Genomic DNA, 24,262 nt, shown 5'->3' with positions numbered 1-24,262 from the left:
CATTAGGTAGCGACGCTCATCACGTCGCTCAGCCAGTCGACAAACACCCGCACGCGCGGCGACAGCTGGCGTTGTTGTGGGTACAGCACCGATACCGGCATCGGCCGCGGACGCCATTGCGCCAGCACTTCGCGCAAGGCGCCGCTGCGCAGTTGCTGGTCGAGGTGGTAGCGTGGCGCTTGCACCAGGCCGAGGTCGTGCGTGCAGCAGGCCGCATACGCCTCGGCGCTGGCAACCGACACGTTACCGGGCAGGGTGATGCTGCGCTCTTCGCCGTCGACGATGAAATCGAATGGGAACAGTTTGCCGGTGCTGGACGAGAAGAAGTTCACCGCGCGGTGGCCTTGCGTCTGCAGGTCGTCCAGCGTGAGCGGCGTGCCGTATTGTTCAAAATAAGCGGCGCTGCCGCAGGTGACCTGCTGCAGGCTGGCGACGCGCCGGCCCACCATGCTGGAGTCGCGCAACTCGCCTACCCGCAGCACGCAGTCGACGCCATCGCGCACCAGGTCGACCAGGCGGTCGCCCATGCCGATTTCCAGTTCCATCTCCGGATAGCGCGCGAAGAATTCCTTCAATCGCGGCAGCACATAATGCTGCGCCAGCGTCCCCTGTAAATCCACGCGCAGCTTGCCGCGCGGCGCCACGCCGCTGTTGCCGAAACCCGCCTCGGTTTCCTCCACGTCGGCCAGGATGCGCACGCAGCGCTGGTAATAAGCCTGGCCGTCCAGCGTGGTGCTGACGTGGCGCGTGGTCCGTTGCAACAAGCGCACACCCAGCCGCGCCTCCAGCTGCTTGATGGTGTAGGTGGCGGTGGCGGCGGGTATCTGCAAATCCTCCGCCGCCTTGCTGAAACTTTCCAGCTCGACGATGCGGGTGAAAATGCGCATGGCATTGAAACGGTCCATTTATTTATGCGACGACGAACCGGCCCACAAGTTGATGGCGCCTTCCTGTGCCTGCGCATCGATCTGCGCCAGCTCTTCCGCGCTGAAGGACAGGTTCTGCAGCGCCGCCACGTTCTCGCGGATTTGCGTGGCATTGCTGGCGCCGATCAGCGTCGAGGTGATGCGTTCGTCGCGCAGCACCCAGGCCAGCGCCATTTGCGCCAGCGTCTGGCCGCGCCGTTTGGCGATTTCGTTCAGGCCGCGCACGCGTTCCAGATTGGCTTCGCTCAGGTGCGACGGCAGCAGCGAACCGCCGCCGGGACGGTTGACGCGCGCATCGGCCGGCACGCCGTTCAGGTATTTGTCGCTGAGGATGCCCTGCGCCAGCGCGGTGAAGGTGATGCAGCCGATGCCTTCCTGGCCGAGCGTATCGAGCAGACCTTCGGTCTCGATCCAGCGGTTCAGCATATTGTAGGACGGCTGGTGGATCAGGCATGGTACCTTCCACTCCTTCAGCAGACGCGCAGCTTCGGCGGTCTTCTCGGCCGAGTAGGACGACACGCCCACATACAGCGCCTTGCCCTGCTGGACCGCATGCGCCAGCGCGCCCATGGTTTCTTCCAGCGGCGTGTCCGGGTCGAAGCGGTGCGAGTAGAAGATATCGACGTAATCGAGACCCATGCGGTGCAGCGACTGATCGAGGCTAGCTAGCACGTACTTGCGCGAACCGCCGCCCTGGCCGTAAGGGCCGGGCCACATATCCCAGCCGGCCTTGGTGGAGATGATCAGCTCATCGCGGTAAGGTTTGAAATCCTGCTTGAAGTGGTGGCCGAAATTGGCTTCGGCGGAGCCGTACGGCGGGCCGTAGTTGTTGGCCAGGTCGAAGTGGGTGATGCCGAGGTCAAACGCCGTGCGCAGCATTTCGCGCTGGGAGGCGAGGGTATTGGTGTCGCCAAAGTTGTGCCACAACCCGAGCGACATCGCCGGCAATTTCAGCCCGCTGCGGCCGCAGGTGCGGTACAGCATGTCATCGTAACGGTGCGGCGCGGCGAGATAGGTCATCGAAGGTCTCCGGGTTAGGTTGAGTCCAACGATTATAGTCGCGCCGCGACAACTTCACACCAGCCTGGTTACGCGCGCCAGGACGCACACCACTTCAGGCGGCGCATAATTGTGAGCGACGATTTCATAAGCCTCATCGGGTGAGAAGTAGAGAACGAAGCTAAACAAACGATTGCCACCCGGGAAGCCGTCTGTCGGGGCGAGGACAATTTCATGCCAGCGATACTCCCGCAGCATTGCAGTCCACGGGACGCAATCGTTCATCTGCTTAAGCTTCAGCAGAACACGCGTTGCTGACGCAGTGCCAAGATCCTTAACTGAGTCTAGAAATCGTCCGTCGCTTTCCACATCAAACTTTACCCTGCTCATTTCTGAGCTCGGCTATGATGCGGTCAAAGTCCTCAGGCGTTGCGGCCTTGAATGCGCGGGTCTCTAACAGCTTGCGATGGAGTTCCCAATCGATATCGTGCGCATGGATTGGACGGCGCTCAAAAACGGCGCCCTTCGGCGGCTTGCCGAGGTTGGGATCAATTTCGTGGTCAGGTAGCTTTTTCATGACGTCCTCCGTCTTGCGAAGATATCCTAGCACGCTGTCCAAGCTTTGTCGCCGCGCAAACCAAGGTTAAAAGCCACTGTCCAGCAGGAAGCCGGAGACATCCTTGACGAAGTGGCTGCTGTCAGCGGAGATCACCAGCGTGCGGGGTTTGATGAGTGGCCGGCTGTCGACCAGCACCAGTTTTCGCACGCGGTCTGGATAACGGGAGGCGTAGGCGATGGCCAGTTCGCTGCCTTGCGCATAGCCGAGTAAGTCGATCTGTTCGCGCTTCAGGTAACGGCGCAGTGCTTCGAGGTGATCGGCAGTCGGCTGGTCGCCGCTGGCCGGCACGTCGTACGCTACCAGCGTGAAGCTTTTCGACAGCTCGGCCGAAACGGTTTCCCATGATGGCGACAGCATCACCAGCAGCGGCCCTTCGCCGCTCACCTGGTAATGGGTGGGGATGCCGTTGAGGCTGACCTGATGGCTTCCCGGCAGCAGCGGCGAGATATACGCGCCGCGCGCAGCACCCCCGGCGGGTCCGGCATCGGTCTGCGCCGTGGCGGTTGTGACCAGCAGGGCGAGTGTGGCGGCCAGGCATTTACAGTGACTGAGCGTGTTCATCATGTTCTCCCCAAAAAAAAGCCCGCATCAAAGCGGGCTCTTCATTACGCTGCCGGAATCGCTCAGGCGAAGTTGGCGGCAGCGAAGTCCCAGTTGGCCAGCTTGAAGAAGGTTTCCAGGAATTTTGGACGCGCGTTGCGGTAGTCGATGTAGTAAGCGTGTTCCCACAGGTCGACGGTGATCAGCGCTTTGGCATCGGTGGTCAGCGGGGTAGCGGCGTTCGAGGTGTTGACGATGTCCAGCGAACCGTCGGCTTTTTTCACCAGCCAGGTCCAGCTCGAACCGAAGTTGCCAACGGCCGACTTGGTGAACTCTTCCTTGAACTTGTCGAACGAACCCCACTTGGCGTTGATGGCGTCAGCCAGCGCGCCGTCTGGTGCGCCTTTGCCGGTTGGGGTCAGGCTGTTCCAGAAGAAGGTGTGGTTCCATACCTGGGCCGAATTGTTGAAGATGCCGCCCGACGATTTCTTGACGATTTCTTCCAGCGACAGGTTTTCGAACTCGGTACCTTTGATCAGGTTGTTCAGGTTGGTGACATACGTTTGATGATGCTTACCGTAGTGGTATTCCAGCGTTTCTTGCGAGATGGCAGGCGCCAGGGCGTCGATGGCATATGGCAGAGGTGGCAGAGTATGTTCCATTGTTCTTCCTTTGGTGTGAGTTGGTTTTTGAAAACCGGGTATTTTTGGCGAAACGATCATTATTGTAAAGCGGTTACGCCGTCCCTGCTGAAATCACCCCGGATTCGTGTGGATACTTTACTTAGCGGCGGCGCGTGGTTTCGCGCACGATCAGCTCCAGCGGCGGCACTTCGCCGCGCGCTTCCTCGCCGTTGATGATGCGCAGCAAGGCCTGGGTGGCGATGCGGCCGATGTCGTACAGTGGTTGGCGGATGGTGGTCAGCGGCGGCGTGGTGTACGACGAGCCGGGCAAATCATCGAAGCCGACCAGCGAGATATCGTCCGGCACGCGGATGCCCTTGCGGTACAGGGCCAGCCGCGCACCATAGGCGCTCAGGTCATTGGCGGCAAACACGGCGGTAAATTGCTGATGCGTATCGAACAGGCGGTTCATGGCCAGCATGCCGCTGGCCTCGTGGTAATTGCCCTCGACGATCAGGTTCGGATCGACCGCGATCCCGGCTTCCTGCAAGGCGCGCTGATAGCCGGCCAGACGCTCGTTGGCGTCGATATTGTTGGCGGGGCCGGAAATGAAGGCGATCTCGCGGTGGCCCAGTTCGATCAGGTGGTGCACCGCCAGATAGGCGCCGTATTCATTGTCCATCTTGAAGCCGAGCGCGCTGCGGGTATGCAGCGCGCGGCCGGTGGAGACGATCGGCCGCTGGCCGGAAAACGCCAGCACCGCCTCGTCGCCGATGCGGCCCGACAGCAAGATGATGCCGTCAACCTTGCGCGCCAGCAGCAGGCGGATGCGGTCGGTTTCCTCTTCCGCATTCCAGTGACCGCTGACGATCACCGAGGCGTAGCCGGTGCCTTTCAGGCCGTCATCGACGCCGCGCAGTGTTTCGTCAAAGAATGGCGAGGAGATATCCTGCACCACGATGCCGATGGTCATCGAGCAGCCTTTTTTCAGGCCCTGTGCCATCTGGTTGGGGGCGAAATTCATCTGCGCGATGGCGGCCAGCACCGCCTGGCGCTTGTCGTCCGACACCTTGGCGGTGCCGTTCAGAATCCGGGAAACCGTACTGGGCGACACTCCCGCCTGGCGTGCAACATCCATCAAGGTTGATGGGCCGGAGGAGTGGGAAGTGTCTGCCAAAGTATTACCTGTCGATGTAGTTATGAAAACCTTTTCGCAGAAGGTTACCATAAATTCTCCACCTGTCAGGCAATTTGAATACTCCTGGCAGATTGACTTTCTGCAGGTGGCGGTATTTAATGAAAAAAGCGGCTTGAAATCGTTTTCATAACAACACGTGACATATAATTAAGCCGCCAGAGCTAGAACACAAGAGACAGAACGGGAAGAGACATGAAACGCGATTCATTTTCGCACCTCGCGCACGGCCCGCGCATCCTGGCCGACATTGGCGGCAGCAGCGCCAGCTTTGGATTGGAAACGGCGCCCAACCAGATTGAGGCAATCTGGATCGCCGAGTGCGCCGCCTATCCGACGTTGGGCGCGGCCATGGTGGCCTACCTGTCGCAGCCGGCCACGGTGGCGGCGGGCGGCTACCAGGCGCGTTTCGCCGGCATCGCTATCGCCAACCCGATCGACGGCGACTGGGTCACCATGACCAACCACCACTGGTCGTTCTCGATTGAGGCGGTGTGTTCGCAATTCAGTCTGAAATCGCTGGTGGTGGTGAACGACTTCACCGCGCTGGCCAGCGCCTTGCCCTACCTGGCGCCGGAGCACAAGCACCAGGTTGGCGGTGGCATCATCCGCAGTGGCGCCACCATCGGCCTGGTGGGGGCGGATGCGGGGCTGGGCGTGTCCGGCCTGGTGCCGGCCGGCGACCGCTGGATCGCCATCGATAGCGAGGGCGGCCACGCCACTTTCGCACCGATGAACGAGCGCGAGATCGATATCCTGCGCTATGCGCGGCGTTATCACGAGCATGTGTCGAGCGAGCGGCTGGTGTCCGGCATCGGGCTGGCGCTGGTGTACCGGGCGCTGTGCGAACGGGCGCGGGTTGAGCCGCAGAATCTGGGCACGGCCGAGATCATGGAGCGCGGCGTGCACCGGCTCGATCCGGTGTGCGAGGAGACCTTGCTGGCGTTCTGCGAGATGCTGGGCACGGTGGCCGGCAACGTCGCGCTGACCCTGGGCGCCAAAGGCGGTATCTACATCGGCGGCCGCACGGTGCTGAAGATGAGCGAGTTCTTCGAACGCTCAGGTTTCCGCGCACGCTTCGAGCAGAAGGGCCGCTTTTCCGATTACCTGGCGCATATCCCCACCTATGTCATCACCGAACAATACCCTGTGCTGATCGGCATGTCGGCGATGTTGTCCGCCGCCTAGCTGACGGAGTCGATGCCGATCTGTGCGCTGCCTTCGGCCAGGCGCACGGTGACGGTGCTGCTTGGTTTCAGTTGCGACGGTGCGCGCATGACGGTGCCTTTGTCGTCTGTGATGATGGCGTAGCCACGCTCCAGCGTGCGCTGGGGATTCAACAGTTCCAGTTGCGACGCCAATGCCGCCAGCGCATCGCGCTGCTGGCTGACGCGTGTCTGGATGCTGATCGCTGCCCGATGCTGCAAGCTGGTCAGTACCGAGCGCGCGGCCGTCACCTCCGGCCTGCGCGCGCCCAGACGGCCGCTCAAACGATCCAGCTGATGCCGCGCCTGCGACAGGGGGGCGCGGTTGGCGTGCGTCATTGCCGTGGCCAGCGCACGCAGCTTGTGGCGCTGCTGTTCGATCTGCGCGCTCGGGTTCAGCAGGCGGCGCGTGTAGCCGTCCAGCGTCTGCTCCGCATCGTTGACCGCGCGGCGCATGGCGCGGCGCAGATCGATCACGTCGGCCTTCAGCGAACCGATCCAGTCCGCGCGCGGCGTCACCGCCAGTTCCGCCGCTGCGGTCGGCGTGGCGGCGCGCAAGTCGGCGGCAAAATCGCAGATCGTAAAATCGGTCTCGTGGCCGACGCCGGAAATCACCGGCATGCGGCAATTGGCCACCGCGTACGCCACTTCCTCGTCATTGAACGACCACAAATCCTCGATACTGCCGCCGCCCCGGCACACAATCAGCACATCGCACTCGCCGCGCAGCGAGGCCGTATCGATGGCCGCCGCAATCTTCTCGGCCGCCAACTGGCCCTGCACCGGCGTTGGATACAGCACCACCTGCACATGCGGCGCGCGCCGTTTCAGCGCCGTCAGCACATCGCGCAGCGCCGCCGCCTGCGGGCTGGTGACGATGCCCACCGTGCGTGGAAACATCGGCAGCGCGCGCTTGCGGTCCGCATGGAACAGGCCGGCCGCATCGAGCTTTTCCTTCAGCCGCTGGAAGGCCTCGAACAGCGAACCGACACCGGCGCGGCGGATGCCTTCCACATTGATCTGGTAATCGCCGCGCGCGCCATACAACGTGACCAGCGCCCGCACCTCAACCTTGTCGCCCTCGCGCGGTATGAAATTGGCGTACTGCGCGCGGCCGCGAAACATCACCGCCCGCACTTGCGCGCCGTCATCCTTCAGCGTGAAGTACCAGTGGCCCGATGCCGCCTTGGTGAAGTTGGACACTTCACCGGAAATCCACGTCAGTGGAAAAGAGCGTTCCAGCAGCCGCGCCACCGCATGGTTCAGCGCGCTGACGGTGATGACCGGAGCGCCGGTCGGGGCGGAATCGTTACTGTCGTCGAGGTTCATAGATTTCAAAAAAGGAAACTATCCACACTATGTGCGTTTGGTCACACAGCGGTCACAGAGCATCTAAAGCGGTAGGTATTATAGATAAATGACTGATTTTAAAGGGTAAACATTTCTGCCGTATTTGCGTGCACAGAGGAAAAACCCTTATGGATCAAGCACTTTGCCATTACCCATGGTGGTTACACACAAAGTTATCCACAAAAGATGTGTGAAACTTCAGTGAGCGATAGCCTTTTTCTTGTTGTTGATTTTATCATGCTTAAAATTTGCGCACGGAAATTATATTGTGACGAATCAATGACTTAAGGTGGGCTATGCATGGTTTCACACACTTTTATCCACAGAATTTGTGCAAAACTCTGAAGTTGTCCCGGATTTGCGTGGGGAAGTGAATATCCCGAACGGATAGGTGACAGGCGTTTCCGGCCCATTGGACCTGCACCAAATGCCGTGCTAGATTTTTACGCATGGCAATAAAATTATTACAAATCAATGACTTGGATTTGTAACTTGCGCCTTGCTAACAATCTTATCCACATAAAATGTGCAGAAGTGCACAGTTGGCGGCGATAGTTGAAAGCGATTGATCGCTTTCCGGCCCGGACCGGTGGATAAGCCCGTTTTCGCCCCGAAAACAGGCCGAAAACAGCCTGCTGCCACATTTTTACTCAATGTAAAAAATTCCTTTGAAATCAACGACATTTCACGTTATGGGAAGGCTTGCGCACAATCTTTTCCACAGTTAATGTGAGGAAGTGCACAGGCTGTTTTACCGGCCAAAAGCATGCGTTATTTTTGCGCAGGATAAAAATATCCTTATAAATCAATTGCTTAGTCATAGTTGGTGTTCTTTGCTCACAACGTTGTCCACAGAATGTGGGCATAACTGTGATTAACTGTGCTTGCCTGCGTGATTTTTAAGCGTGGTAACTATTTCCTTGTGGATCAACCACTTAGGAAGTAAGCGATGGTCTTGCACACATCATTGTCCACAGAAAATGTTGAGAACTCCGCCAGACACTTGCTGAGTTTCGCCCAACACGATACATTGCGCCATTCAAGTATCGATTTTCTACACAGGAGTTCGTTTTGCTCGCCATATTCCAAGCTGCAGGTTGGCCTATCTGGTTACTGTTGATTGCTTCCATCGTCGCAACCGCCCTGATCATCGAACGCTTGCTGTATCTGCGCCGCAGCAAGATCCTGCCGAAGAAGCTGCTGGACGAGGTGGTGCAGGTCTACCGCAGCAACCACATCACCCCCGACATCATCGACAAGCTGGAAAAAAGTTCGCCGCTGGGCATCGTGCTGTCGTCGGCGCTGCGCAATGTGGACGCGCCGCGCGATGTGATGAAGGAATCCATCGAAGAGGCGGGCAGCGGCGTGGCGCACACGCTGGAGCGTTTCCTGACCACGCTGGGCACCATCGCCACGCTGGCGCCGCTGATGGGCCTGTTCGGTACGGTGGTCGGCATGATCGAGATCTTCGGTTCGCAGAACGCGGCCGGTTCCAATCCGGCGGCGCTGGCGCACGGCATCTCGGTGGCCTTGTACAACACCGGCTTCGGCCTGGCGATCGCGATGCCGACGCTGGTGTTCTACCGCCACTTCCGCGCGCTGGTGGACAGCTTCATCATCGACATGGAACAGCAGGCGGTGAAGTTTGTCGACATCGTTCACAGCAAGCGCAAGTAAGGACGGATCATGAACTTCCGCAAAGGCCAGCGCCGCGAGGATCCGGAGATCAACCTGATCCCGTTTATCGACGTGCTGCTGGTGATCCTGATTTTCCTGATGGTCAGCACAACCTACAGCAAGTTCACCGAATTGCAGATCACGCTGCCGACTGCCGACGCGCAGAAGGCCACCGACAAGCCGTTCGAGCTGAACGTGACGGTGGACGCCAAGGGCAACTACACCATCAACGGCGAGCCGGTCTCGTTCCGTGATGTGAACGGTTTTGCGCAGGCGATGCGCGAGGCGGCGGGCAAGGGCGGCGACGCCGGCAAATCGCCGGTGGTGATCGTCAATGCCGACCAGTTCGCCATGCACCAGATGGTCATCAACGTGATGGAAGCCGCGCGCATTGCCGGCTACGAAAAACTGACTTTTGCGGCGCAAACCGGTGGCGGCAAATAAGGTGTCGGCGCAGAAGGAATCTGGACTGGAGGCGACGCTGACCCGTAACTGGCTGCGGCGCGGGCCGCTGGCTTGTGCGTTGTGGCCGATGTCGCTGGTGTTTCGGGCGCTGAGCGGGCTGCGCATGGCGTTGTTTCGCGCTGGCGTGCTGAAGTCGTCGCGGTTGCCGGTGCCGGTGGTGGTGGTGGGGAACATCTACATCGGCGGCACGGGCAAAACGCCGCTGACGATCTGGCTGGTGCAGGCGCTGCAAGCGGCGGGCATGCGGCCGGGGGTGATTTCGCGTGGCTTTGGCAGTTCGGAAGAGGGCGCGCGCGAAGTAAGCGCAGCCTCGACGCCGGCGCAGGTGGGCGATGAACCCTTGCTGATCAAGCAGCGCACCGGTGCGCCGGTAATGGTGGGACGCGATCGTGCCGCCACCGGCCTGGCGCTGCTGGCCGCGCATCCCGATGTGAACATCCTGTTGACCGACGACGGCTTGCAGCACTACAAGCTGCAACGCGATGTGGAAATCATCCTGTTTGACGGCCGTGGGGCGGGCAATGGCTGGCTGCTGCCGGCCGGGCCGTTGCGCGAACCGGTCAGCCGCCGGCGCGACTTTACAGTCATTAACACGCCGCAGCTGACGGCTGGTTTGACCGCCGCAGTAGGCGCGGACCGCGCTCCGGTGCAGATGACGCTGGCCGGCGACGTCGCCGAGCAACTACGCGATCGCGCCCAGCGCCGCACCCTGTCCGAACTGGCGGCGGACGCCGGGCGTGACGGCCTGCGTATCGCCGCAGCGGCCGGCATCGGCAACCCGGCGCGCTTTTTCGGCATGCTGAAGGCCGCCGGCCTGCACGTCATTGAACTGCCACTCCCCGACCATCACGACTTCCAGGACCGTCCATTTGCCGCACTCAATGCCGACCTGATCTTGATGACGGAGAAGGATGCAGTAAAATGTGCGCAAATTGAAGAACTCAGAGACGATCCCCGCTTGTGGGTCGTCCCGGTAACAGCGCGCATCGACCGCGCGCTGGCCGACCAAATTGTGGAGAAATGTCGTGGACGCTCGATTGCTTGATATCCTGGTATGCCCGGTCTGCAAAGGCCCTCTGGAGTACGATAAAAAAGCCCAGGAAATGATTTGCAAAGGCGACCGCCTGGCTTATCCGATCCGTGACGGCATCCCCATCATGTGGGCCGACGAGGCGCGCACCTTGCAGGACAAGGCCGAATAAAGTGTCTTTCATCGTCATCATTCCGGCCCGCCTGGCCTCGACCCGGCTGCCGAACAAGCCGCTGGCCGACCTCGGCGGCAAGCCGATGGTGGTGCGCGTCGCCGAGCGCGCCCAGCAGTCCGGCGCCACGCGCATCATTGTCGCCACCGACCATCCCGACATCCAGGCCGCCTGTGAGCAGCACGGCGTGGAAGTGTGCATGACCCGCTCCGACCATCCGTCCGGCACCGACCGCATCGCCGAAGTGGCGCGCGCGCTCAACCTGCCGGCCGACGCCGTCATAGTCAACCTGCAAGGGGATGAACCGCTGATCGACCCGGCGCTGCTGCAAGCTGCCGCCGCCCGCATCGGCGCCGAGGTGCCGATGTCGACCTGCGCCCATCCGCTGCACGACGTTGCCGACGCCTTCAACCCCAATGTGGTGAAAGTAGTGCTGGACAAGGCTGGCCGGGCTTTGTATTTCTCGCGCGCGACCATACCGTGGAACCGCGACGCCTTTGCGCAGTCCAAGGAAACGCTGCCGACCGGTTACGTGCCGCTGCGTCACATCGGGCTGTACGCCTACCGCAACGACTTCCTGCAAGCCTACCCGGCGCTGCAAGTGTCGCCGCTGGAATCGATCGAAGCGCTGGAGCAGTTGCGCGTGTTGTGGCACGGTTATCCGATCGCCGTCCACGTGACCGATGCCGCCCCGGCGCCCGGAGTTGATACGCCGGAAGACCTGGAGCGCGTGCGTCAGTACTATTGATTTATATCAAAAGAACGTCAGCCGCCCGTCAGCTACCCCTGATATAACGACTGTAACTGTGCGATATTCATACGGTATATCGGCTCTAAATTGGCGTTCAAACTAAGTTTTGTGGTAAGTTTCGTACGATCCGATACTTACTAACCATACCCATATCTGTTTTTTAGGAATTTTTCATGCGTCTTATTCTTTTAGGAGCACCAGGTGCCGGCAAAGGCACTCAGGCTAACTTCATCAAAGAAAAATATAACATCCCGCAAATCTCCACCGGCGACATGCTGCGCGCGGCCATCAAGGCTGGCACGGAGCTGGGCCTGGCGGCCAAAAAGGTGATGGATACTGGTGGTCTGGTATCGGATGACATCATCATCGGCCTGGTCAAGGACCGTCTGACGCAGCCTGACTGCGCGCACGGCTACCTGTTCGACGGCTTCCCGCGCACCATCGCGCAGGCTGACGCCATGAAAGACAGTGGCGTCGCTGTGGACTACGTGCTGGAAATCGCCGTGCCGGACGAATCGATCATCGAGCGTATCGACGGCCGCCGTTGCCACCCAGGCTCGGGCCGCGTCTACCACGTCAAATTCAACCCGCCTAAAGTCGAAGGCAAGGACGATGTCACCGGCGAAGACCTGGTGCAACGTGACGACGACAAGGCGGAAGTGGTCAAGAAACGTCTGGACGTGTATCACAACCAGACCGAAGTGCTGCTGGGTTACTACAATGACTGGGCCCAATCGGGCCAGGCTGGCGCACCGAAATATCGCCGCATCGAGGGCGTCGGCCCCGTTGAGGAAATTCGCGATGCAGCGTTTGCCGCGCTGTCGAAATAAGCTGTAAAGTAGAGCGGACCGATGGTCCGCTTTTTTTCGCCAGTGCCATCCTGAATTTTTGAAGTTTTGCAGTTCGCACGTGAAGTGTGGTTTGTAGGCTTACTAAACAAAAATAAAGGGGACAATATGGCAGCCAGCTTATGGTTTGCAGTGGCCTGCGGCATTCTCGCCGTGGTGTATGGACTCTGGTCGCGCAGCTGGATTTTGCGACAGGATGCGGGCAATCCGCGCATGCAGGAAATCGCGCTGGCTATCCAGCAAGGCGCCGCCGCCTACCTGGCGCGCCAATATCGCACCATCGCCATCGTCGGCGTGGTGCTGCTCATCCTCCTGGGAGTTTTTCGAGACGTGAATACCGCGATCGGTTTCCTGATCGGCGCGGTGCTGTCCGGCGCCTGCGGCTTTATCGGCATGAACGTCTCGGTGCGCGCAAATGTGCGCACCGCGCAGGCGGCGACCAAGGGCATGAACGAGGCGCTTAACGTTGCCTTCAAGGGCGGCGCCATCACCGGCATGCTGGTGGTGGGACTGGGCTTGCTCGGCGTGGTGCTGTTCTATCTGTTTTTGGTGGCGGGCCTGACGCCTGGCTACGATCTGCACAAGATTATTGAGCCGTTGATCGGGCTGGCGTTTGGCGCGTCGCTGATTTCGATCTTTGCGCGACTGGGTGGCGGCATCTTTACCAAAGGCGCCGACGTCGGCGCCGATCTGGTTGGCAAGGTGGAGGCCGGGATTCCCGAGGACGATCCGCGCAACCCGGCGGTGATTGCCGATAACGTCGGCGATAACGTCGGCGATTGCGCCGGCATGGCGGCCGATCTGTTCGAAACCTATGTGGTGACCTTGATCGCCACCATGCTGCTCGGCGCGCTGCTGATGGGTTCGGCCGGGACCACGGCGGTGGTGTATCCGCTGCTGCTGGGAGCTGTGTCCATCATCGCCTCCATCATCGGCTGCTCGATGGTCAAGGCCAGGCCGGGCAAGAAGATCATGTCGGCGCTGTACACCGGACTGTGGTGGGCGGCCGGGCTGTCGCTGATCGGCTTCGTGGTGGTGACCTGGCAGTTATGGCCGGACGAGACCATGCGCATCCGGATGATTGGCTGCACCGTGGTCGGCATCGTGCTGACCGGGCTGATGGTCTACATCACCGAATATTACACCGGCACTGACTTCCACCCGGTCAAGCACATCGCCGAAGCCTCGACCACCGGCCACGGCACCAACATCATTGCCGGCCTGGGCGTGTCGATGAAGTCGACAGCGTGGCCGGTGCTGGCGGTGTGCGCGGCGATTCTGGTGTCTTACCAGCTGGGGCAGTTGTACGGGGTGGCGATTGCCGCCACGGCCATGTTGTCGATGGCCGGTATTGTGGTGGCGCTGGACGCCTACGGCCCGATCACCGATAACGCTGGCGGCATCGCCGAAATGGCGGGCATGCCGGAATCGGTGCGCGCGATTACCGATCCGCTGGATGCGGTCGGCAATACCACCAAGGCCGTCACCAAGGGTTATGCGATCGGCTCGGCCGGGCTGGCGGCGCTGGTGCTGTTTGCCGATTACACGCATGCGCTGGAGTCGGCCGGACGCGCGATTACGTTCGATCTGTCGAATCCGATGGTGATCGTCGGCCTGATCATCGGCGGCCTGATTCCGTATCTGTTCGGCGCCATGGCGATGGAAGCGGTGGGGCGCGCGGCCGGCGCGGTGGTGGTGGAAGTGCGCCGCCAGTTCCGCGACATCAAGGGCATCATGGAAGGCACGGCCAAGCCGGAGTACGACAAGGCGGTCGATATGCTGACCGCGTCGGCGATCAAGGAAATGATCGTGCCGTCGCTGCTGCCGGTGGTGGTGCCAATCCTGGTCGGCATGCTGCTGGGTTCGGCCGCATTGGGCGGCATGCTGATGGGGACCATCGTCACCGGCCTGTTCGTGGCGATTTCCATGACCACCGGCGGCGGCGCCTGGGACAACGCCAAGAAATACATCGAAGACGGCCACCACGGCGGCAAGGGGTCGGATGCGCACAAGGCAGCCGTGACCGGCGACACGGTCGGCGACCCGTACAAGGACACGGCTGGGCCGGCGGTCAATCCGCTGATCAAGATCATCAATATCGTGGCCTTGCTGCTGGTGCCGCTGTTGCCGGCGTCCGGCTGGCTGGCGGTGTCGGTCCCGGCGCCGATACCGGTGATTGTGCCGGCGCCGAACGAGATGCCGGCACCACCGCCACCAGCGCCTCAGTAACGTTACGAATTGTTTCCGTGCCTTCCCTCCAATCGTGCGTCTGCTAATAATAGAGGCAGGAGGGAAGACCATGAGCCTCATCAAACCAGCGGTACTGACCGCCGCATTCCTGCTCGGCATGCTGGTGTGCGAAGTCGCGTGGGCTGACCCAGCTAGCGACGAGTACGCCAAACTGCCGGTCTGCACGCTGAACGCCGACGGCACCAAGCTGGCCGTCGAGCCGTGCCGCACCGCACCGGCCCAGAAACCGATGCCGCGCCGTCCCGTTCCGCAAACCATCGAACGCATGCCGCAGGCCCAGCGCGTGCAGTCGCTGGCGATGCCGGCTGTCTCGCCCTCGCCCTCGGGGCCGAGCTCGACCGCGCCTTCCCGTGCCGTCGTGCCCACCACCAGTTGTGACGCGGCTGGCTGCTTCGGCGCCAATGGCGTGCGTTATAACAACGTCGGCAAGGGCGTGATGGGGCCGTCAGGCAAGGCGTGCACCCGTGCGGGTGGTGCTATTCAATGTTAGAAAAGTATGCTTAAAAGCAACCTAAATTGTTTTTGAGATATTTTGATCTTTTCTGCTTGCATTCTGATAGAATGACTGCAATGCAACTGAAATTGATGCGCTTCAATGAGAGCGCTTCCACTGATTCGACCCGCCACGTCCCGGTCGAATTATCGTCGGCCCCAAAATCGCCGGCAGTTACCTAACACTACCCGTCATTTACTGGAGCTGCGTCTATGCGCATCAAATCTATTCTGCTGTCCCTGTCCGCCATCGTCGCCCTGAGTGCAGGCGTTGCCAATGCGTCGACCAACCTGATCACCAACGGCGATTTCAGCCAGACCACCAACGGCAACAACAACCAGGTCGGCTACAAAGCGGGTGTGGCTGACGAAACCATGCTGACCGGCTGGACCAGCTACAACGGCAACAACGGCGGCTACAACTTCGTGCTGAACAACACCCAGGCGACCACCGACCAATCGGTCAAGTGGCTGAAAAGCAGTTTCACCCCGCTGACCAACGGCGGGAACTTCTTCGCATCCGACCCGGTCTACCACCCAGGCGTACTGTCGCAGACCGTCGGCGGCCTGACCAGTGGCGACAAATACACGCTGACCTTCAACTACGCGCTGGCCCAGCAAGTTGGCTTTACTGGCGCCAACACCAGCTACTGGAACGTATTGTTCGGCGACGCAGTGACCGTGAAGCAGATTGAAACCAACAAGGTTTCGGCTGGTACCGTGTCGCAAAGCACCCAGTCGCTGAGCATCGCCGACGGCGGCTTCAGCGGCTGGCAGAGCGCCAGCATGACCTTCACCGCGAAAAGCGCCAGCCAGGTGCTGTCGTTCTTCGCAGAAGGCACCGCGCCGGGCGCGCCACCGTTCATGTTGCTGGACAACGTCTCGCTGGCCGCTGCTGTACCTGAGCCGTCGACCTGGGGCATGCTGCTGGGCGGTCTGGGCCTGATGGGTTTCATGGCGCGCCGTCGCGCCGCCAACCGCGCCTGATCATGCCGTCACCGGCGCGCCCTGATGGGGGTGCCGGCCCTGCGCCATGCACCTTTCCCTGCACGAATTTGCCGCTGCCGTCCTGCGCCTCAGCCTTTGGCTGGTGCTGCTGACGGCAGTTTTCGTTCCGCTGGAACGCTGGTTTGGTGCGCAGCACGCGTCACGCCCGCGCCCGCGCCGCGAATTCTTCCACAATATCGTCTATTACGTCATCAGCAGCCTGGTGCCGATCGTCGTGCTGAGCGTGCCGACGGCGCTGCTGGCGGTCGCCGCCCAGCACCTGGTGCCGGACGCGCTGACATCGGCGCTGCAGACGCTGCCGCTGTGGGCGCGGCTGGTGCTGGTGTTCGTCGTCGGCGAAACCGGTTTCTACTGGGGTCACCGGCTTAGCCATGAATTGCCGTGGCTGTGGCGCTTCCATGCGCTACATCACAGCACTGAGCACATGAGCTTCCTCGCCAACACCCGCACCCATCCAGTCGATATGGTGGTGACGCGGCTGTTCGGCCTGGTTCCGCTGTATCTGCTGGGCTTGGCTGGTCCGAACGTGGCGGGCAGCGGCGCGCCGGTATTGTTACTGCTCGTCGGCATGGTGTGGGGTTTCTTCATCCATTCCAACCTGCGCTGGCGGCTCGGCCCGCTGGAGTGGCTGGTGGTGACGCCGGCTTTCCACCACTGGCACCACAGCCGTCACGACCATATCAACCGCAACTACGCGTCCACGCTGCCGGTCCTCGACCGGTTGTTTGGCAGCCACTACCTGCCGCGCCACTGGCCAGCCGAGTACGGCACGGACACGCCGCAGGCGCCCACCCTGAGCGGCCAACTGCTCGATCCATTGCTTCCAGCTAAAAAATAACCTTGCATGCTCCCGCGCGCCATCGGTGCGCTACAATGCTTACGTTTACGTAAACGTCAAATGGAATGGGAGACAGGCATGCAAATTCAAGATAGCGTATTCATCATCACCGGCGGCGCTTCGGGACTGGGTGCAGCCACAGCGCGCATGGTGGTAGCACAGGGCGGCAAAGTGGTGCTGGCCGACGTGCAGGCCGAAACCGGCCAGACGCTGGCGGCCGAGTTGGGCGGCATATTCGTCAAGTGCGACGTCACCTCGGAGGCTGACGGCCAGGCCGTGGTCGCGGCGGCAGTGGCGCAAGGCACGCTGCGCGGCATCGTCAACTGCGCCGGCGTTGCACCGGCCGCCAAGACCGTCGGCAAGGAAGGCCCGCATCCGCTGGAACTGTTCCAGCGCGTCATTTCCATCAACCTGATCGGTACCTTCAACATGGCGCGGCTGGCGGCAGACGCCATGAGCAAGAACGCGCCGCAAGCCACTGGCGAACGCGGCGTCATCATCAACACCGCCTCGGTGGCGGCGTTTGACGGTCAGATCGGCCAGGCTGCTTACGCCTCATCCAAAGCCGCCGTCGCCGGCCTGACCTTGCCGATGGCGCGTGACCTGTCGCGTAACGGCATTCGCGTGATGACCATCGCGCCGGGTATTTTCGAAACGCCAATGTTGATGGGCATGCCGCAGGAAGTGCAGGACGCGCTGGGCGCCATGGTGCCGTTCCCGCCGCGTCTCGGCAAGCCGGATGAGTATGCGTTGCTGGCTAAAGCCATCATCGAGAACCCTATGCTGAACGGTGAAACCATCCGTCTCGACGGCGCGATCCGCATGCAGCCAAAGTAGTACACAAATAAAACGATCTAAACGATTTCGTGTAGGATGCAACGTGATAGTGCGCGCGGCGCAGGCCGCGCGCTTTCATTTTGGAGAGTCCATGAACCGTATGAAGATCCTGGCGCTGAGCGTCGCAATGATCGGCGCACTCCACGCGCCAGCCCACGCCCAACGCGCCACGACCGCTGCCAAGACCGATGCTGCGCCGGAAATCGCCACCGGCTACGCTGACAAGGTCGGCAAGTCCTCACAAAAATTCATGGTGGCTGCAGCCAATCCGCTGGCCACGCAAGCCGGTTATCAGGTGCTGAAGCAGTGCGGCGCTGCGATCGACGCCGCCATCGCCGTGCAGCTGGTATTAACGCTGGTGGAGCCGCAATCGTCCGGCATCGGCGGTGGTTCGTTCATGGTCTACGCCGACGGCAAACACGTGCAATCCTACGACGGCCGCGAAACCGCGCCAGCCGCTGCGGACGAACATCTGTTCCAGGACAAGGACGGCAAGCCGCTGTCGCGTGAAGCCGGCATCGTCGGCGGCCGCTCGGTGGGGGCGCCGGGCGTGCTGCGCATGCTGGAGCTGGCGCACAAACAGCACGGCAAGCTGCCGTGGAAAACGCTGTTCCAGCCGGCCATCCAGCTGGCGGAGAACGGCTTTGCAGTCAGCCCGCGCTTGAACGCGCTGATCTCGCACGACCGATTCCTGGCGCGCGATCCGGTGGCGCGCGCTTACTTCTTCGACGCCGACGGCAAGCCGCGCGCGGTCGGCTATATCCTGAAGAATCCCGAACTGGCGCGCACGCTGCGCGAAATCGCCGATGGCGGCGCGGACGCTTTCTACAAAGGCCGCATCGCCAACGACATCGCCGCCAAGGTGGCCGCGCATCCGACCAATCCGGGCAAGCTCACCGCCGCCGATATCGCCGGCTACCAGGCCAAGGAACGCGCGCCGATCTGCAGCGACTACAAGCAATGGACGGTGTGTGGCGCGCCGCCGCCATCGTCCGGCGGTATCGCCATTGCACAGATGCTGGGCATACTGTCGTACAAGGACATCAGCCCTTACAAGCCGGTCAATGGGCAGTTGACGGCGGAGGGCATTCACCTGTTCACGGAAGCAGGCCGGCTGGCGTTTGCCGACCGTAACCGCTACGTGGCCGATACCGACTTCATTCCGCTGCCCGGCAAAGGTGTCAGCGCCATGCTGGACAAGGGCTACCTGAAACAGCGCGCATCGCTGATCGGCCAGCAGTCGATGGGCACCGCGCCATACGGCACGCCGGCCACCATGCAAGTAGCATGGGGCACCGACAACGCGATCCAGACGCCTTCGACGTCGCACTTTGTGGCGGTGGACCAGTTTGGCGGCGCGCTGTCGATGACGACGTCGGTGGAAGACGCTTTCGGTTCGCGCCAGATGGTCGATGGCTTCATCCTGAATAACCAGCTGACCGACTTCTCCTTCGATTCGCAGGATGCGGACGGCCCGATCGCCAATCGCGTGCAGGCGGGCAAACGGCCGCGCAGCGCGATGTCGCCGACGCTGGTGTTCGAGAAGGGCACGCAGAAGCTGGTGCTGGCCACCGGTTCGCCGGGCGGTTCGGCCATCATCAACTACGTGGCCAAGGTGTTGGTCGGTACGCTGGACTGGGGGCTGGATGTGCAGCAGGCGATCAGTCTGCCCAACATCGGCAGCCGCAATGGACCGACCGAGCTGGAAGCAGGGCGCGTCAGCCGTGCGGTGGTGGCTGAGCTGAAGGCACGTGGCCACGATATCCGCGAATATGACCAGAACTCTGGCTTGCAGGGCATTCAGCGTCGTACCGTCAACGGCAAGCAGGAGTGGTTCGGCGGCGCCGATCCGCGTCGTGAAGGTGTGGTGCTGGGCGACTGATCTGGCGCAAACAATCATTATTTGATAAATAAGATTAAGTTTTAATTAAGTAGACTTGGAACCGTCTGCAACCCTGCATCGACGGTGCCAAGATGAAGTTCCTCCCACTGCTGTTTCTGGCGGAAGCGCTGCTGTTGCAGTGGCTTGGCGGCGCCTATGCCAGCGGCTTTGGTGGCCACCCTGACGAGGCGGCGCATTTCGTCTCGTCGGTGATGGTGCATGATTTCCTGGTCCATCCCGGCGCCGGCCAGCCGATGGCGTTTGCGCAGCAGTTCTATCTTCACTATCCCAAAGTCGCTATCGGTAACTGGCCGCCGCTACTGCATGGACTGCTGGCGGTTTGGTATTTGCTGTTTGGCGTCTCGCGCGCGTCGGCGCTGGTGTTGATGGCGGTGTTTGCCGCCGCCACCGCAGGGCTGATGGCGGCTGCGGCGTGGCGCTTGCTGTCGCCGGTGGCGGGCGTGTTTGCCGGTGCGGTGTATCTGGCGCTGCCGCTGGTGCAGGAGTCCAGTGCGGTCGTCATGACCGAGCATCTGGTGACGCTGCTGATCCTGGTCAGCACGCTGGCGTTTGCGCGGTTCGCGCGCCGCCGCACGACGGTTGATGCGCTACTGTTCGGCGGCCTGGCCTCGGCGGCGATACTCACGCGCGGCAGCGCATGGGCGTTGGCCGTGGTGCCGCCGATTGTGATTGGGCTGACAGGGGAGTGGCGTCTGCTGACCAACTGGCGGCTTTGGCTGGCGGCGCTGATGGTCGGCGCACTGTGCGTGCCCTGGTACGTGGCCACGCGCGGCATGTCGCCCAACGCCATGGTCGGCATCGACGCCACCGCACCCGCCGCGTTCTTCCAACAGGCCATGGCCTACTTCCCGCTAGCCGCACTGCGCGCCACCGGCCCCGCGCTAACGCTACTGGCCGCGCTGGGCGTGTGGCACACCATGCTGTGCCGCCAGCCATCGCCACGCCCGGCGGAGTGGCCGGCGCTGGCTGCGATGGCGATTGGCGTGCTGCTGATCCAGTGCGTGGTCCCTGCCGGCATCGAGCAGCGCTACATGCTGCAACTGCTGCCGGCACTGGTGTTGTTTGCCGCCGCCGGCCTGCACTGGCTGGCGACGCTCGGCGCACCGGCCATCGCCTGGAGCGCCGCCACCATCATCGTCCTGCTGACGATGTTCCATCTGCCCGACACCATGCGCAACAGCGGCTACGACCAAATCGCCGCCGATCTGGCCAGCCAGCCCACGCCAACGCTGCTACTTATCTCGGACGCCCGCGGCGAAGGCAGCATGGTCGCCGCCATCGCGCTGCGCGACCGCCGTCCGCACTCGCTGGCCCTGCGCGGCAGCAAACTGCTGGTCAGTGAAGACTGGCTAGGCCGCGCCAGCCACCCGCGCTTCGCCACCGATGACGCCATGCGCGCCATGCTGGATGCCATCCCCGTCAACGCCGTCGTGATCGATCACACGATCGAATCCAATCAGGCACGCCCCTACCACCAGCAAATCGAACAACTGCTCCAAGCCGATCCCGAACACTGGCAACGCCGCGCCAGCTACGACATCACCCGCTACGGCCAGCAGCACCCGCACGCCGTCGACGTCTACCTGCGCCGTCCGCGCGACAGCAACACCACGCAAACCGTCAACCTGGCCTACCTCGGCCAGCTCATGCAACGCCAATGAAAGGGGACACGCCATGCAAGCCGACACCCTGTCGCCCAGCCTGACGCGGCAACCTGGCCGCTTCCGCGACTACCTCGCCATCGCCCGCTTCGACCACAGCACGAAACACATCTTCATCCTGCCCGGCGTCATGTTGGCCTACCTGCTGCGCGGCGTGCACACTACCCAACTAGGTCTGGACCTGCTCTTCGGCCTGGTGACCGCCATCGCCATCGCCTCCGCCAACTACTGCATCAACGAATGGCTGGACAGCGCCTTCGACCGCCACCACCCAACCAAATCCCAGCGCCCCTCGGTGCAACGCGAACTCAAAGGCAAATGGGTCTTCCTCGAATGGCTGGTGTTCCTCGGCGCCGGCCTGTTATGCGCCTCGCGTTCCAGCGCCACCTTGACGCTGGTGGCGGTGTTGTTCGCACTACAGGGCGTGGTGTACAACGTCCAGCCGCTGCGGACCAAGGACAAAGCCTATCTAGACGTGCTGTCCGAATCCGTCAACAACCCACTGCGCCTGCTGATCGGCTGGATCATCATCGATCCGACCTCGCTGCCGCCATCGTCGGTGATCCTGGCCTACTGGTTCGGCGGCGCTTTCCTGATGGCCGCCAAGCGCTATTCCGAATACCGCGAAATCACCGCCACCCACGGCCGCGCGCTGCTGGTGCGTTACCGCGCCAGCTTCGCCGGCTATAGTGAAACCTCGCTCAACGTCTCGTGCTTCACCTACGGCCTGCTGTCGAACTTCTTCCTGGCCGTATTCCTGATCAAATACCGCATCGAGTACCTGCTACTGATGCCCTTCATCACCGCGCTGTTCGCGCAGTACCTGGCGCTGGCCATGCAGGCCGGATCGTCGGCGCAGGCGCCGGAGAAGCTGTTCCGCGAACGTGGCCTGATCCTGATCGTCGCCGCAGTCGCTATCAGCTTCGGCGTCGCCACCTTTATCGACATCCCGGCTTTCGAATGGCTAGCCGGACAACGCTTCATCGGCCTGCCGTAGCATGGACTGGAACGCAGTCACACTGGCTGTATTCGACGTCGACGGCACGCTGTACAACCAGCGGCGCCTGCGCCTGAAGATGGCTTACGAACTGCTGCTGCACGCGCTGCGCAGTCGCAGCCTGCGCACACCGCGCCTGCTGGCAGCCTACCGCCGCTTGCGCGAGCAACTGGCCGACGACGAAGTTCAGGACTTTGAGCAGGTGCTGCTGATGCAAACGGCCGGCCGTTGCAGACTGCCGCCGGCCACCGTGGCGGCGCTGGCCACCGAATGGCTGGAACAACGCCCACTGCGGCACATCGCTGCCTGCCGCTACGACGGCCTGCCGGAGCTGTTCCAGCGCCTGCGCGCACGCGGCAAGCGTATCGCCATCCTGTCCGACTACCCGGCGCAGGCCAAATTGCAAGCCACCGGGCTGGCGGCCGATATCATCGTTTGCGCCGGCGATGTCGGCGTCCTCAAACCTCATCCGCGCGGCTTGCAGCTGGCAATGGCGCTGGCCGGCGCCGCCCCAGCGTCCACCGTGATGATTGGGGATCGTCCGGAACGCGACGGCGCCGCCGCCCGCCGTAGCGGCGCCCATGCGCTGATCAAGTCGCGCCGCCCGTTGCCGGGCTGGCAAACCTTTGCCACATACCGTGACCCGCTGTTCACCGTGCAGCTATGAAAACCGCGTAGACCCTGATAACCTTGCAAGATGGGACTACAAAAGAAAACAGGCTTGATCCTTTCCGGCGGCGGCGCGCGGGCTGCCTACCAGGTCGGCGTGCTGCAAGCGATTTCAGAGATTCTATGGGAAGAGGGCTGGCCTCCGGCCCGTAATCCTTTTGATATCATCTGCGGCACCTCGGCCGGCGCCATCAACGCCACCGCCCTGGCTTGTCGCGCCGATAACTTCGGCGAAGGCGTGCAAAAGCTGCTCGACGTCTGGCAGCATATCGAAGTCGAACAGGTGTACCGTGCCGATTCACTGGGTGTGATCCGTTCCGGTGCGCGCTGGCTGTCGCTGTTGTCGTTCGGCTGGCTGCTGCGCAAATGGCGCGCCGCGCCGCCGGCGTCCCTGCTGGACAATACGCCGCTGGTCGGCCTGCTGCACCGCATGCTCGACCTGCCGCGTCTCGACAGCGTGCTGTCCGAGGGCCTGTTGCACGCGCTGGCCGTCACCGCCTCGTCCTACACCGCCGGCAATCACCTGACCTTTTACCAGACCGCCGCCGACATCGCGCCGTGGATCCGCATGCAGCGCGTGGCCTTGCAAGACCAGATCGGCGTCGAGCACTTGCTGGCATCGTCGGCGATCCCGTTCATCTTCCCGGCCACGCCGCTGTACATGGGCGGCCACCGCGAATACTGCGGTGACGGTTCGATGCGCCAGCTGGCGCCGATCTCGCCGGCCATCCATCTCGGCGCCAGCAAGGTGCTGGTGGTGGGCGCCGGCCGCCTGACCGAACCGGCGCGTAGCGCCGCCGAAAAGAACGCCGCCCGCTATCCGAGTCTGGCGCAGATCGCCGGCCACGCCATGTCGTCGATCTTCCTCGACGGCCTGGCGGTCGATATCGAGCGGCTGGAACGCATCAACAAAACCCTGGCGATGCTGCCGCCCGAGCTGCTGGAAAAGACCCCGCTCAAACCGGTCAAGCTGCTGGTGATCGCGCCGTCCGAACGGCTGGACGATATCGCCACCCGCCACATCGGCAGCCTGCCGGCGCCGATCCGCACCATGTTGTCCAGCATCGGCGCCACCGAAGCGCGCGGCGCGGCGCTGGCGTCCTACCTGTTGTTTGAGTCTACCTATACCTGTGAGTTGATACGCCTCGGCCAGCGCGACACCTTTGCGCGCAAGAGCGACGTGCTGGCCTTCTTCGAATCCTGATTG

At 62.0% G+C, this 24,262-nt stretch carries 25 protein-coding genes; 17 read left to right on the top strand and 8 right to left on the bottom strand.

Going from position 1 to position 24,262, the window contains the following annotated elements; genetic code table 11:
- Window positions 1-2: 2 nt before the first annotated feature.
- From GTP69_RS22215 to GTP69_RS22185, 7 genes are all read right to left on the bottom strand, one after another.
- Window positions 3-905 carry a LysR family transcriptional regulator gene (locus GTP69_RS22215; RefSeq protein WP_161056899.1) on the bottom strand — a complete coding sequence of 301 codons (903 nt, stop codon included), beginning with the start codon at window positions 903-905 and terminating at the stop codon, window positions 3-5.
- Window positions 906-1,946: an L-glyceraldehyde 3-phosphate reductase gene (gene mgrA / locus GTP69_RS22210; protein ID WP_161056898.1), complete on the bottom strand. Its 1,041-nt coding sequence runs from the start codon at window positions 1,944-1,946 to the stop codon at window positions 906-908.
- Window positions 1,947-2,000: 54 nt separating this feature from the next.
- Window positions 2,001-2,315, bottom strand: a complete 315-nt coding sequence (locus GTP69_RS22205; RefSeq protein WP_161056897.1) for a hypothetical protein — start codon at window positions 2,313-2,315, stop codon at window positions 2,001-2,003.
- Window positions 2,296-2,502, bottom strand: a complete 207-nt coding sequence (locus tag GTP69_RS22200) for a hypothetical protein (protein ID WP_161056896.1) — start codon at window positions 2,500-2,502, stop codon at window positions 2,296-2,298. The genes GTP69_RS22205 and GTP69_RS22200 overlap by 20 nt, the downstream gene beginning before the upstream one ends.
- Before the next feature lie 66 nt (window positions 2,503-2,568).
- On the bottom strand, window positions 2,569-3,105 hold the full coding sequence (locus tag GTP69_RS31130) for an alpha/beta fold hydrolase (protein WP_202424525.1): 537 nt from the start codon (window positions 3,103-3,105) through the stop codon (window positions 2,569-2,571).
- A 62-nt stretch (window positions 3,106-3,167) separates the two neighbouring features.
- The gene (sodB, locus tag GTP69_RS22190) at window positions 3,168-3,746 is read right to left on the bottom strand and encodes a superoxide dismutase [Fe] (RefSeq protein ID WP_110846821.1); all 579 of its coding nucleotides are present in this window, start codon (window positions 3,744-3,746) and stop codon (window positions 3,168-3,170) included.
- A gap of 121 nt (window positions 3,747-3,867) precedes the next feature.
- Entirely contained in the window at window positions 3,868-4,845 is a 978-nt protein-coding gene (locus tag GTP69_RS22185; protein ID WP_110846820.1) for a LacI family DNA-binding transcriptional regulator, read from the bottom strand.
- Window positions 4,846-5,097: 252 nt separating this feature from the next.
- Between GTP69_RS22185 and glk the strand changes: the two genes are divergently transcribed.
- Window positions 5,098-6,090 (top strand): glucokinase, encoded by a 993-nt coding sequence (glk, locus tag GTP69_RS22180; RefSeq protein ID WP_110846819.1) that lies wholly within the window; start codon window positions 5,098-5,100, stop codon window positions 6,088-6,090.
- Here the strand turns inward: glk and xseA are convergent.
- On the bottom strand, window positions 6,087-7,436 hold the full coding sequence (gene xseA, locus GTP69_RS22175; RefSeq protein WP_161056895.1) for an exodeoxyribonuclease VII large subunit: 1,350 nt from the start codon (window positions 7,434-7,436) through the stop codon (window positions 6,087-6,089). The genes glk and xseA overlap by 4 nt on opposite strands.
- Window positions 7,437-8,528: 1,092 nt before the next feature.
- Between xseA and GTP69_RS22170 the strand changes: the two genes are divergently transcribed.
- The 16 genes from GTP69_RS22170 (at window position 8,529) to GTP69_RS22095 (ending at window position 24,259) form a co-directional block, all read left to right on the top strand.
- The gene (locus tag GTP69_RS22170) at window positions 8,529-9,134 is read left to right on the top strand and encodes a MotA/TolQ/ExbB proton channel family protein (protein WP_161056894.1); all 606 of its coding nucleotides are present in this window, start codon (window positions 8,529-8,531) and stop codon (window positions 9,132-9,134) included.
- 9 nt (window positions 9,135-9,143) lie between these two features.
- Window positions 9,144-9,578, top strand: a complete 435-nt coding sequence (locus tag GTP69_RS22165) for an ExbD/TolR family protein (RefSeq protein WP_161056893.1) — start codon at window positions 9,144-9,146, stop codon at window positions 9,576-9,578.
- A 79-nt stretch (window positions 9,579-9,657) separates the two neighbouring features.
- Complete coding sequence (gene lpxK / locus GTP69_RS22160; protein ID WP_308494453.1) at window positions 9,658-10,644, top strand: tetraacyldisaccharide 4'-kinase; 987 nt, start codon at window positions 9,658-9,660, stop codon at window positions 10,642-10,644.
- Window positions 10,625-10,801, top strand: coding sequence for a Trm112 family protein (locus GTP69_RS22155; RefSeq protein ID WP_008446346.1), 177 nt, complete (start codon window positions 10,625-10,627; stop codon window positions 10,799-10,801). Before lpxK ends, GTP69_RS22155 begins: the two co-directional genes overlap by 20 nt.
- Before the next feature lies 1 nt (window position 10,802).
- On the top strand, window positions 10,803-11,549 hold the full coding sequence (gene kdsB / locus GTP69_RS22150) for a 3-deoxy-manno-octulosonate cytidylyltransferase (RefSeq protein ID WP_161056892.1): 747 nt from the start codon (window positions 10,803-10,805) through the stop codon (window positions 11,547-11,549).
- 176 nt (window positions 11,550-11,725) lie between these two features.
- Window positions 11,726-12,382, top strand: coding sequence for an adenylate kinase (gene adk / locus GTP69_RS22145; RefSeq protein WP_161056891.1), 657 nt, complete (start codon window positions 11,726-11,728; stop codon window positions 12,380-12,382).
- A 126-nt stretch (window positions 12,383-12,508) separates the two neighbouring features.
- Complete coding sequence (locus GTP69_RS22140; RefSeq protein WP_161056890.1) at window positions 12,509-14,629, top strand: sodium-translocating pyrophosphatase; 2,121 nt, start codon at window positions 12,509-12,511, stop codon at window positions 14,627-14,629.
- A 70-nt stretch (window positions 14,630-14,699) separates the two neighbouring features.
- Window positions 14,700-15,140 (top strand): hypothetical protein, encoded by a 441-nt coding sequence (locus GTP69_RS22135; RefSeq protein ID WP_161056889.1) that lies wholly within the window; start codon window positions 14,700-14,702, stop codon window positions 15,138-15,140.
- Between the two features lie 215 nt (window positions 15,141-15,355).
- Window positions 15,356-16,129: an FxDxF family PEP-CTERM protein gene (locus tag GTP69_RS22130; RefSeq protein WP_161056888.1), complete on the top strand. Its 774-nt coding sequence runs from the start codon at window positions 15,356-15,358 to the stop codon at window positions 16,127-16,129.
- A gap of 46 nt (window positions 16,130-16,175) precedes the next feature.
- Window positions 16,176-16,988, top strand: a complete 813-nt coding sequence (locus GTP69_RS22125) for a sterol desaturase family protein (RefSeq protein ID WP_161056887.1) — start codon at window positions 16,176-16,178, stop codon at window positions 16,986-16,988.
- A gap of 78 nt (window positions 16,989-17,066) precedes the next feature.
- Window positions 17,067-17,825 (top strand): 3-hydroxyacyl-CoA dehydrogenase, encoded by a 759-nt coding sequence (locus GTP69_RS22120; protein WP_161056886.1) that lies wholly within the window; start codon window positions 17,067-17,069, stop codon window positions 17,823-17,825.
- 91 nt (window positions 17,826-17,916) lie between these two features.
- Window positions 17,917-19,707 carry a gamma-glutamyltransferase gene (gene ggt, locus GTP69_RS22115; protein ID WP_161056885.1) on the top strand — a complete coding sequence of 597 codons (1,791 nt, stop codon included), beginning with the start codon at window positions 17,917-17,919 and terminating at the stop codon, window positions 19,705-19,707.
- A gap of 92 nt (window positions 19,708-19,799) precedes the next feature.
- Window positions 19,800-21,389: an ArnT family glycosyltransferase gene (locus GTP69_RS22110; protein WP_161056884.1), complete on the top strand. Its 1,590-nt coding sequence runs from the start codon at window positions 19,800-19,802 to the stop codon at window positions 21,387-21,389.
- 13 nt (window positions 21,390-21,402) lie between these two features.
- Window positions 21,403-22,386, top strand: a complete 984-nt coding sequence (locus GTP69_RS22105) for a UbiA family prenyltransferase (protein WP_161056883.1) — start codon at window positions 21,403-21,405, stop codon at window positions 22,384-22,386.
- A gap of 1 nt (window position 22,387) precedes the next feature.
- Window positions 22,388-23,053 (top strand): HAD family hydrolase, encoded by a 666-nt coding sequence (locus GTP69_RS22100; RefSeq protein WP_161056882.1) that lies wholly within the window; start codon window positions 22,388-22,390, stop codon window positions 23,051-23,053.
- Between the two features lie 30 nt (window positions 23,054-23,083).
- Entirely contained in the window at window positions 23,084-24,259 is a 1,176-nt protein-coding gene (locus GTP69_RS22095) for a patatin-like phospholipase family protein (protein ID WP_110846802.1), read from the top strand.
- Window positions 24,260-24,262 lie beyond the last annotated feature (3 nt).

This window comes from Duganella levis (genome assembly GCF_009857605.1).
GTDB lineage: Bacteria > Pseudomonadota > Gammaproteobacteria > Burkholderiales > Burkholderiaceae_D > Rugamonas > Rugamonas levis.
Note: the sequence above shows the minus strand (reverse complement) of the source record. Positions and strands in the feature narration are given on the sequence as shown.

Bases quoted from the DNA above. Each gene is read 5' to 3' on its own strand.
- GTP69_RS22185 (WP_110846820.1), bottom strand. From the start codon at position 4,845: ATGGATGTTGCACGCCAGGCGGGAGTGTCGCCCAGTACGGTTTCCCGG.
- GTP69_RS22110 (WP_161056884.1), top strand. From the start codon at position 19,800: ATGAAGTTCCTCCCACTGCTGTTTCTGGCGGAAGCGCTGCTGTTGCAG.
- GTP69_RS22200 (WP_161056896.1), bottom strand. From the start codon at position 2,502: ATGAAAAAGCTACCTGACCACGAAATTGATCCCAACCTCGGCAAGCCG.
- xseA (WP_161056895.1), bottom strand. From the start codon at position 7,436: ATGAACCTCGACGACAGTAACGATTCCGCCCCGACCGGCGCTCCGGTC.
- GTP69_RS22205 (WP_161056897.1), bottom strand. From the start codon at position 2,315: ATGAGCAGGGTAAAGTTTGATGTGGAAAGCGACGGACGATTTCTAGAC.
- GTP69_RS31130 (WP_202424525.1), bottom strand. From the start codon at position 3,105: ATGAACACGCTCAGTCACTGTAAATGCCTGGCCGCCACACTCGCCCTG.
- GTP69_RS22165 (WP_161056893.1), top strand. From the start codon at position 9,144: ATGAACTTCCGCAAAGGCCAGCGCCGCGAGGATCCGGAGATCAACCTG.
- glk (WP_110846819.1), top strand. From the start codon at position 5,098: ATGAAACGCGATTCATTTTCGCACCTCGCGCACGGCCCGCGCATCCTG.
- sodB (WP_110846821.1), bottom strand. From the start codon at position 3,746: ATGGAACATACTCTGCCACCTCTGCCATATGCCATCGACGCCCTGGCG.
- ggt (WP_161056885.1), top strand. From the start codon at position 17,917: ATGAACCGTATGAAGATCCTGGCGCTGAGCGTCGCAATGATCGGCGCA.
- GTP69_RS22130 (WP_161056888.1), top strand. From the start codon at position 15,356: ATGCGCATCAAATCTATTCTGCTGTCCCTGTCCGCCATCGTCGCCCTG.
- mgrA (WP_161056898.1), bottom strand. From the start codon at position 1,946: ATGACCTATCTCGCCGCGCCGCACCGTTACGATGACATGCTGTACCGC.
- GTP69_RS22140 (WP_161056890.1), top strand. From the start codon at position 12,509: ATGGCAGCCAGCTTATGGTTTGCAGTGGCCTGCGGCATTCTCGCCGTG.
- adk (WP_161056891.1), top strand. From the start codon at position 11,726: ATGCGTCTTATTCTTTTAGGAGCACCAGGTGCCGGCAAAGGCACTCAG.
- GTP69_RS22135 (WP_161056889.1), top strand. From the start codon at position 14,700: ATGAGCCTCATCAAACCAGCGGTACTGACCGCCGCATTCCTGCTCGGC.
- GTP69_RS22105 (WP_161056883.1), top strand. From the start codon at position 21,403: ATGCAAGCCGACACCCTGTCGCCCAGCCTGACGCGGCAACCTGGCCGC.
- GTP69_RS22215 (WP_161056899.1), bottom strand. From the start codon at position 905: ATGGACCGTTTCAATGCCATGCGCATTTTCACCCGCATCGTCGAGCTG.
- GTP69_RS22095 (WP_110846802.1), top strand. From the start codon at position 23,084: ATGGGACTACAAAAGAAAACAGGCTTGATCCTTTCCGGCGGCGGCGCG.
- GTP69_RS22120 (WP_161056886.1), top strand. From the start codon at position 17,067: ATGCAAATTCAAGATAGCGTATTCATCATCACCGGCGGCGCTTCGGGA.
- GTP69_RS22100 (WP_161056882.1), top strand. From the start codon at position 22,388: ATGGACTGGAACGCAGTCACACTGGCTGTATTCGACGTCGACGGCACG.
- GTP69_RS22125 (WP_161056887.1), top strand. From the start codon at position 16,176: ATGCACCTTTCCCTGCACGAATTTGCCGCTGCCGTCCTGCGCCTCAGC.